This is a genomic window from Borborobacter arsenicus (genome assembly GCF_003934165.1).
GTDB lineage: Bacteria > Pseudomonadota > Alphaproteobacteria > Rhizobiales > Rhizobiaceae > Pseudaminobacter > Pseudaminobacter arsenicus.
This window is the reverse complement of record NZ_RKST01000065.1, coordinates 1-7409: the sequence shown is the minus strand read 5'-3', so window position 1 is coordinate 7409 and position 7409 is coordinate 1. Positions and strand designations below refer to the sequence as shown.

Sequence of the window (7409 nt, the reverse complement as noted above, 5' to 3'; positions counted from 1 at the left end):
CCGGCTCAAGCGCTTCAAACGCGTCGCCCTGCGCTGCGAAAAGACCGCACGGAACTTCCGCTCCATCGTAAGCTTCGCCGCCGGACTATGCTTGATCAAATTCGTCCACACGGCCTAGGCTCCCGACGCAAATAAGATCGGCCCGGCCTCATGCTTGATCGGCTCTCTAAGGGAAATTTCCAAATACCCCCTCAGATATCTTTGATCTTGCTCAAACAAATCGCACGGCGTGCAGTGTGGCGCCTCGACACCGCTGGTCTGGAATGGCAATCAGGAAAAGTTGGCCGATGCTTTGCCAGTACGCGAGGTGAGCGATGAACATCCAGGCGAATATCTCGAATCCAGATATTCCCGAACGCTGCCGGTACTGCGTCGCACGCCGCCACGGAATCTGCGGCACACTTGACGACGACCAACTCATCGCACTTTCCAGGCACGCCACCCAGCGGAAGGTCGGGCCGGGCACAACCTTGGTCGGCGACGGCGAAGCGATCGCGATTTTTTCCAACGTATTAGCCGGCACGATCAAACTGACCAAGACGCTGGCGGACGGGCGGCAGCAGATCGTCGGCCTGCAGTTCGCTCCAGACTTCGTCGGGTCGTTGTTTCGGGTGACAAGCTCATGCACGGCCGAGGCCGCGACCAAGGCCATGCTGTGCACCTTTCCCAAGGCAGTTGTGGAGCGGATGATCGCGGAATCACCTCGGCTCAGAAGCCGGCTCATGGAACAGGCGCTGAAAGAACTGGACGAGGCACGCAGCTGGATGCTGACGCTCGCTCAGAAGACCGCTTCCGAGAAGATTGCGAGCTTTCTGCTGCTGATTGCCGGCCGACCGGGCGCGGCCCACGGGCCTGGAACGAGGGTGGCGGTCGAGTTGCCTTTGTCACGCGGGGAGATTGGAGATTTTCTTGGCATGACGATCGAAACAGTGAGCCGCCAACTCACTAGGCTGAGCAAAAATGGCATGATTCGTTTTCAGAGCCGTCGGCGGCTGGTAATCAATGACATCTCGTATCTGGAACGCTGCGCGCGTCTATAATCCGCCCGGCCAGTGTCGAATTTCAACCTACTGAGGGCATCTTGTGCCTATCGAGGCTCACGTGAAGCCGCGATAGCGACCGGGCTTGTGATTGATGGCAAGGATCATGTTCACGATGATCGCACCCACAACCGACAGCAACAGCTGGTCGGGTGCAAGCACGAAGAACCCGAAGCCGAGAATGAGCAGGTCTACAGCAAGCTGAAAGCAGCCTGCGCGGATGCCCCAGCCTTCCTGTAGATAGATGGCAAGGATGTTGATGCCACCGAGACCGGTACGATGGCGAAACAACATCAGCAGACCGGTTCCAGCCAGGCTGCTTCCTATTACTGACGCATAGACAGGATGGAGAAATGAGAAACCGATCCAGGACGGAGTCAGACCGGAAAAGAGCGAGACGAGGCCGACCGCCACGAAGGTCCGAAGGGTAAACCGCCATCCCATTCGCCTTACCGCCAGCAGGTGGAAAGGCAGGTTGATGGCAAAAAAGACGAGCCAGAACCCGATGCCGGTCACATATTGCAGCAGGAGCGCCATCCCGGCTATGCCGCCGGTCAGCAACAATGCTTTGCTGTAGATAACCATGCCCAACGCCACGAACAGCGTGCCGAGCAGCATGGCCAGAATGTCTTCGTAAAGGCGGTGCCGTTCGTCCTTCACGATCTCCAGGTGCTCCTTAGTTGCATGTGCAGGTGTTGGAAAGCCTGGCGTCGCGGTAGAGGTTACAACCCATGATCTGGGCCGAACTGCCTTGCTCAAGCTCCGACTAAATTCGAGCGCAATCGATCGGATCTGCCGCATGTTTTTCGGTCATCCATTTCCGCTACGCATTCAACCCAATCTCTTAGAAGACCTCTGTCTTCTTTGGAGAAACGCGCTCTTCGCTTGAGGTCCGCGAAAGTGTCATCCCGATGACAGCGTTCGTAGGCTGAGCGTGCCCGAGTTTCGATCCGCTCGGGTATGTTGTACGCTATCTCCACAGCCATTTTCACCTCGCAAACCTCGAAGTCTGCCGGCAGTCTATCAGCGCTTCGGTTGGGGGAATTGTGCTTGCGCAAACTATTCAGGGTTGATGGCACGAAGTCATTTCTGAGGGTGCGGCTGGCGAGGGCTGGGTGTCTCTGGGCGATGGGACGCGCATATTGCGGGGTCGGTTATGATTCCTCCCGCACCGATCAGGTCCAGGCAGTACGGCACGGCCGGGAAGATGGCGTTCAGGCATGTATTGATGGAAGCTGGCCTGCCCGGCAGGTTGACGATCAAGGATCGGCCGCGGATGCCTGCAGTCTGGCGTGAGAGGATGGCAGTCGGAACCTGTTCAAGGCTGATCCTGCGCATCAGTTCCCCGAAACCCGGCAGCTCCTTGGTCACTACTGCGCGCATTGCCTCGGGCGTCAGGTCGCGCGGGGAGGGGCCGGAACCTCCCGTCGTCATGATAAGTTCGACACCTGTTCGGTCGCAGAGATCGATCAGGACATCCCGAACCACCTCCAGCCCATCAGGAATGGTCCGACGGGTGTAGGAGCATGGAGTTACGATCGCACGTCGTAGCCATTCCTCCACCGCCGGGCCGCCGAGGTCTTCATATGCGCTGCGGCTTGCCCGGTCGGATATCGTCACTATCGCTATATGAACCATTCCACCTTGCAGCACTATATGGGCGAGGGCGCTTGGCATCCGGGACCCCCTCGAAGATAGCCGTCAATCTGCATGCCCGGCAGGCCAAGGGAGGACAGCACGAAGCGAACCGTCTCGGGTGGTTCCTGTCCGTCAAGGAGCCGTCGATAGGCCCTCGCGACGGCCACCATGTCCACGGTCTGCGGCGAGAGACGCAGGCGCCGGATGTTGTTGGACACTAGCTCGCTTGGCTGGGGACAGAAGGTCTGGACCTGGTGCGAAAGCGTCTGCACGCCATTGATCGCCAGGAACTCCTGTCCATCTATCGTATCGACGGCCAATCCGTCCGCATCCTGTTCGCAGGTGAACTGGCACGAATCCTTGTGGAGGCCATGCAGCCGGGCATGATAGCAGCGCCCTGACAGCGCCAGAGGAAGGCGCCCGAAGGCAAAGACCTCGAATTCTGCGCTGAAACAGGTGCGCGCCATGGTCCCGATGGCGGCCAGAGAAAGTTCCACCGGGGGACAGATGGTCTGCGCGCCGCTGCCGACCAGAAACCGCGCCGTGGCTTCGTTGTAGATGTTCAGGAACGGTCCTGCGACAAATGGCTGGCCGGATCGAAATCGCAGTGCCGTGAGGTCGTTGATCTCCACCAAACGCCCATCAGCGCAAAGCTCCTCGACGGATTTGCGCTCGCGCGCCGTCGACGGTGTGGCGAGCGTCGAGAACACGACCTGCTTGCCACCGCGCTCCAGCCGCTCGATCGTTTCCGGCCAGACGGGGTCGGAGAAGGGCATGCGCTTTCCGCAGACGACCTCGCCTATGTAAACACGGTCAATTGGCGCCTCGTCTGCGATCCGTCGGTAGAAATTCGTCAGCCGGTCCGCAGACCAGTGAAAAAATACCGGGCCGAGCGCCAGTTCTATCGGTGAGGCGGGGATCATCTCCAGGTCTTCCTGTAAGCTCCGGCGGTCTGCCGACCGCCTTCCGACATGCCGGAAAGAATACGATCGATTTCGCCGGCGTCACTTCCGGCCTCGACTGCGTCCACTGCCTTCCGAAAGGCACGGACGACCTCGGTGACATAGCGTTTGCCGCGCTGGCGCCCCTCTATCTTCAGGGCTGTCACACCGGCTGCCTTGAGGCTTGAGATCAGGTTGCCGGCATTCAGGCTCACCGGATCCTCAAACAGATAGGAGGTCTTTTCGCCTGCCGTGAAGCGACCTTTGCACAGTGTGGGGTAGCCTGTCGGCTGGCCGGGTGCGTAGCGGTCGATCGTGAACCCTGCAAGACGGGCGGCAGTGCCTTCCTCATCCTCATCATAGCTGACCATTTCTGGCGGAGAGCAGACGCCGCTGAGATTGGGCGACCGGCCAGTGGCATAGGAAGAAAGGTGACAGCGCCCCTCGACCATGACGCAAAGGCCGCCAAACACAAAGGCCTCGGTTTCGACATCGATGCTGCGATTGAGTGCTGCGATCTCCTGGACAGACAATATGCGTGGCAGGACCACGCGACGAACGCCGAACGTCTCGACATAGAAGCCGATCGCCTCCGGCGTTGCTGCCGCCGCCTGAACGGAAAGGTGCAGCCGCAGGCCCGTGTGGTTTTTCGCGACGTGGTCGAGGACGGCCAGATCAGCGGCTATGACTGCATCGGCGCCGCAGCCGGCCGCTTCGTCGACTGCCTTCCGCCATTGGCCGACACGGCCGGTCTGCGCGAATGTGTTGATGGCCACCAACACCCGGGCTCCGTGAGCGTGCGCAAACCGCACGCCCTCGGCTAGTTCGGCCGCGGAAAAATTGAGGCCCGGAAAGTTGCGCGCATTCGTTTCATCACGAAAGCCGCAATAGATGGCATCAGCGCCGGCAGAAACAGCCGCGCGCAATGCAGCGGGCGTTCCGGCCGGGCATACCAGCTCCATTCGAGTTCCCGTCATCAGAGCTTACCTGTCGCGTGGGCGCGGCCTGCGATCAGCCAGCGGACGACACTCAACCCGTTCAAGATGCCGGCATCGGCCAGTCGTGCCACGATTCCGTGGAGACCGAAAAAATCGGCAGGGCGAAGCTCGGCATCTTCTATTGTGTTCCGCAGTGCCAGGATCGCCTCCGTGCGGCCGCTGATGGAAATGATGCGGTGAAAAAACAGGGCGTCGCCGTCAAGCGTCCCGTCGAGCAAGCCAAGCAGCGTCAGAAGGGGGCCTGTGATCGCTACATCCACAGATCCGGGCGAATTCTTGCCGACAACGTGAACGATTGACTTTTCCCCGTCAGGAACAACGATGAAAGCGAATGCAAGATCGCTTGGGGCGACTAGATAGCGGGCGGAACGCCACTCACCCAGTCGGTCGAACAGATTAGGTTGGCGGCGCGCCAACGTTCGGACGCAATGCGTCAGCAGCAAGCCTGCCGGCGCGATGGCGACCGGCGGAAAAAGCACCCGAACGAATGTCGGCAATTCACCTTCGCGAGGCTGATCGGCCAATCCCTGCTCCTGTCTTGCGATCCGGCCGGGCCTTGATAGGAGGAATCCAGAATAGTTCCCTTGTCCGGGATCAAGAACGCGGGAAATTTCTTCCGCTGACGCCGCAGGGCCGCGTCAGGAATCTTCGCTTGTTTGCGCGATCTCCGCGAAGCTGTCCCTGTTGGGACAGTAGCTGCGGTGGCGAGCGGCGAAACGGTTGTTCAGGACGTCTCTGCGGCAGCGCCGGCGGTTCTCGCATGCCGTACATGTGCGCTCGATGTCGCGATGCCATGCCGGGTGTCTCGCCTTGTGTGCTTCAGGGTCCAAGCCGGCCGACCGCATCGCCGGCAACAGCAGATCCTCGGCGCAAAGGGGATTGCGAAGAGAGGCCAGAAAATCGCTGCGCCCCATCGCGCACTCGCGCAACAGCCGCTCGGCCTCGTCGTGGTCAAGAGCGTAAAATTCCCTTTGCAACCTGTTGCCGCGCCGCAGCCTGTTTATGAATGCAGTTATCGAATGCCATAGAGGCACCACACCGAGAGCCAAATCTCTTGCCATGCCATTCTCCTTCGTTGCTTACCCCGGCCGGACCGGAATGCGGGCGACTGGAAGTCCGATCACGTCGAGACAGGATACCCGAAGGGTGGCGCATGGCGTTGCGCGAACGCAAACAGATGCAATTTCGACCTTCAGTTTGTGCGAGATCAAGGATCGGACGCATCATTCGTGACAGATGAGCGCCAGAGCCAGCCCCTACCGGCTCGGGGTTTTTATCCGCATGCACCAGCGTTCGCTTTCGCGCTTTCCCGACCTCACCTCATTTCTTGCCCACCTCGACGCGAAGGGCGACCTTCGGCACGTTGAGGCGCCGGTTTCGATGCATCTTGAGGCGACGGAGCTGCATCGGCGGGTAATTGCGCAGAATGGACCGGCGCTGCGGCTGGCGGCGCCGCTTGACCAGAGGGGCAGAGTCTCTCCCTTTCCGGTCGTCACGAATCTTTTCGGAACACGTCAGCGTGTTGCCGCTGGCCTGGGTACGGACGCAGACGGCATGGCGGCCCTGGGCAACCTTCTTGCCTGGATGAGGGCGCCTCAGCCGCCCCGAACTCTCGGCGAGGTGCGCTCGATGCTGCCGGTTGCACGAAGCCTGCTTTTCGCGCGACCGAAGATCGTCAAGCCACCGCGGCGGGCCGAGATTGATCCGGATCTTTCGCTTCTCCCCGTCCAGACCTGCTGGCCCGGCGATGCCGGTCCGCTGATCACCTGGCCCGTGGTGATAACCCGGCCGCCGGGCAACGACGATCCGGCCAGCTACAATCTGGGCATATATCGCATGCAGGTGCTCGAACGTGATCGGGCCATCGTGCGATGGCTGCCGATGCGCGGGGGTGCTGCGCATCACCGGCAATGGGCTGGAAAAGGCGTGGACATGCCTGTCGCGGTCGTGATCGGCGCCGACCCGGCGACGCTGCTTGCGGCTGTAATGCCCGTCCCGGAGGGGGTGACGGAACTGTCCCTTTCGGGCCTGATCGGCAATGAGAGGCCGAAGCTGATGCCATGCCGCAGCATTGCGCTGCATGTTCCCGCAAGCGCCGAAGTCGTGCTTGAGGGAACCGTATCGGCCTCGGAGAAGGCTATAGAAGGCCCGTTCGGCGATCACACCGGCTATTACAATGCAGCGGAGCGCTACCCGGTGTTCCGTCTTAACCGCATTTGCGTTCGGGACAGGGCCGTATATCTGACGACGTTCACCGGAAGGGCGCCTGACGAACCTTCCGTGCTTGGCGAGGCGCTGACGGAGATTTTCAAGCCGCTGGTCCGACAGCAATTGCCCGAAGTCTTGGATTTGTGGCTGCCGCCGGATGCGTGTTCCTACAGAATTGCCGTGATTTCGATCGACAAGAAGTATCCCGGTCAGGCCCGCCGTGTGATGATGGGTTTCTGGTCGCTTCTGCCCCAGTTTTCCATGACCAAACTGCTGGTCGTCGTCGATGACGACGTCGACATACGCTCGTGGCCGGATGTCATGTGGGCCGTTGCGACGAGGATGGACCCTTCGCACGATTTGATGACCGTTGACCGAACACCGATCGACCATCTCGACTTCGCCTCGCCGCTGGAGGGGCTCGGCGGAAAACTCGGGCTTGATGCGACGCGCAAGATTGGGCCGGCCTATTGCCTCACCGATCAATGTTACCCAAGGCAGCGGTGGCGACAGTGCTCGTATGAGCTGCCGCAGCGGTGGCAGGTGATAGCGGCAAGCTCTCGATCCAGCCGCCATCGAGGATG

The 7409-nt window shown here is 60.6% G+C and carries 8 protein-coding genes; 2 read left to right on the top strand and 6 right to left on the bottom strand.

The features are described from left to right. Positions 1 to 314: 314 nt before the first annotated feature. Complete coding sequence (locus EET67_RS24770) at positions 315 to 1040, top strand: Crp/Fnr family transcriptional regulator (RefSeq protein WP_128628840.1); 726 nt, start codon at positions 315 to 317, stop codon at positions 1038 to 1040. A gap of 57 nt (positions 1041 to 1097) precedes the next feature. Here the strand turns inward: EET67_RS24770 and EET67_RS24765 are convergent, their stop codons facing one another. The 6 genes from EET67_RS24765 to EET67_RS24735 all read right to left on the bottom strand — a co-directional run bounded on the left by EET67_RS24765 (position 1098) and on the right by EET67_RS24735 (position 5678). Further along, the gene (locus EET67_RS24765) at positions 1098 to 1658 is read right to left on the bottom strand and encodes a YitT family protein (RefSeq protein ID WP_245451238.1); all 561 of its coding nucleotides are present in this window, start codon (positions 1656 to 1658) and stop codon (positions 1098 to 1100) included. Between the two features lie 465 nt (positions 1659 to 2123). After that, a complete protein-coding gene (gene mog, locus EET67_RS24755) occupies positions 2124 to 2678 on the bottom strand; it encodes a molybdopterin adenylyltransferase (protein ID WP_128628841.1) in 555 nt (184 codons plus the stop codon). A 14-nt stretch (positions 2679 to 2692) separates the two neighbouring features. Next, a complete protein-coding gene (gene ubiV / locus EET67_RS24750; RefSeq protein WP_128628837.1) occupies positions 2693 to 3601 on the bottom strand; it encodes a ubiquinone anaerobic biosynthesis protein UbiV in 909 nt (302 codons plus the stop codon). After that, a complete protein-coding gene (gene ubiU / locus EET67_RS24745) occupies positions 3598 to 4596 on the bottom strand; it encodes a ubiquinone anaerobic biosynthesis protein UbiU (RefSeq protein ID WP_128628836.1) in 999 nt (332 codons plus the stop codon). The genes ubiV and ubiU overlap by 4 nt, the downstream gene beginning before the upstream one ends. After that, complete coding sequence (gene ubiT / locus EET67_RS24740; protein ID WP_128628835.1) at positions 4596 to 5141, bottom strand: ubiquinone anaerobic biosynthesis accessory factor UbiT; 546 nt, start codon at positions 5139 to 5141, stop codon at positions 4596 to 4598. Before ubiT ends, ubiU begins: the two co-directional genes overlap by 1 nt. Before the next feature lie 114 nt (positions 5142 to 5255). Next, a complete protein-coding gene (locus EET67_RS24735; RefSeq protein ID WP_128628834.1) occupies positions 5256 to 5678 on the bottom strand; it encodes a hypothetical protein in 423 nt (140 codons plus the stop codon). Positions 5679 to 5853: 175 nt separating this feature from the next. Between EET67_RS24735 and EET67_RS24730 the strand changes: the two genes are divergently transcribed. Next, positions 5854 to 7409: UbiD family decarboxylase (locus EET67_RS24730; RefSeq protein WP_245451237.1), on the top strand; the 1556-nt coding region annotated here is incomplete at its 3' end.

Excerpts from the sequence above, each read along its gene's own strand:
- mog (WP_128628841.1), bottom strand. The coding sequence starts at position 2,678 with ATGGTTCATATAGCGATAGTGACGATATCCGACCGGGCAAGCCGCAGC.
- EET67_RS24770 (WP_128628840.1), top strand. The coding sequence starts at position 315 with ATGAACATCCAGGCGAATATCTCGAATCCAGATATTCCCGAACGCTGC.
- ubiU (WP_128628836.1), bottom strand. The coding sequence starts at position 4,596 with ATGACGGGAACTCGAATGGAGCTGGTATGCCCGGCCGGAACGCCCGCT.
- EET67_RS24765 (WP_245451238.1), bottom strand. The coding sequence starts at position 1,658 with ATGCTGCTCGGCACGCTGTTCGTGGCGTTGGGCATGGTTATCTACAGC.
- ubiV (WP_128628837.1), bottom strand. The coding sequence starts at position 3,601 with ATGATCCCCGCCTCACCGATAGAACTGGCGCTCGGCCCGGTATTTTTT.
- EET67_RS24735 (WP_128628834.1), bottom strand. The coding sequence starts at position 5,678 with ATGGCAAGAGATTTGGCTCTCGGTGTGGTGCCTCTATGGCATTCGATA.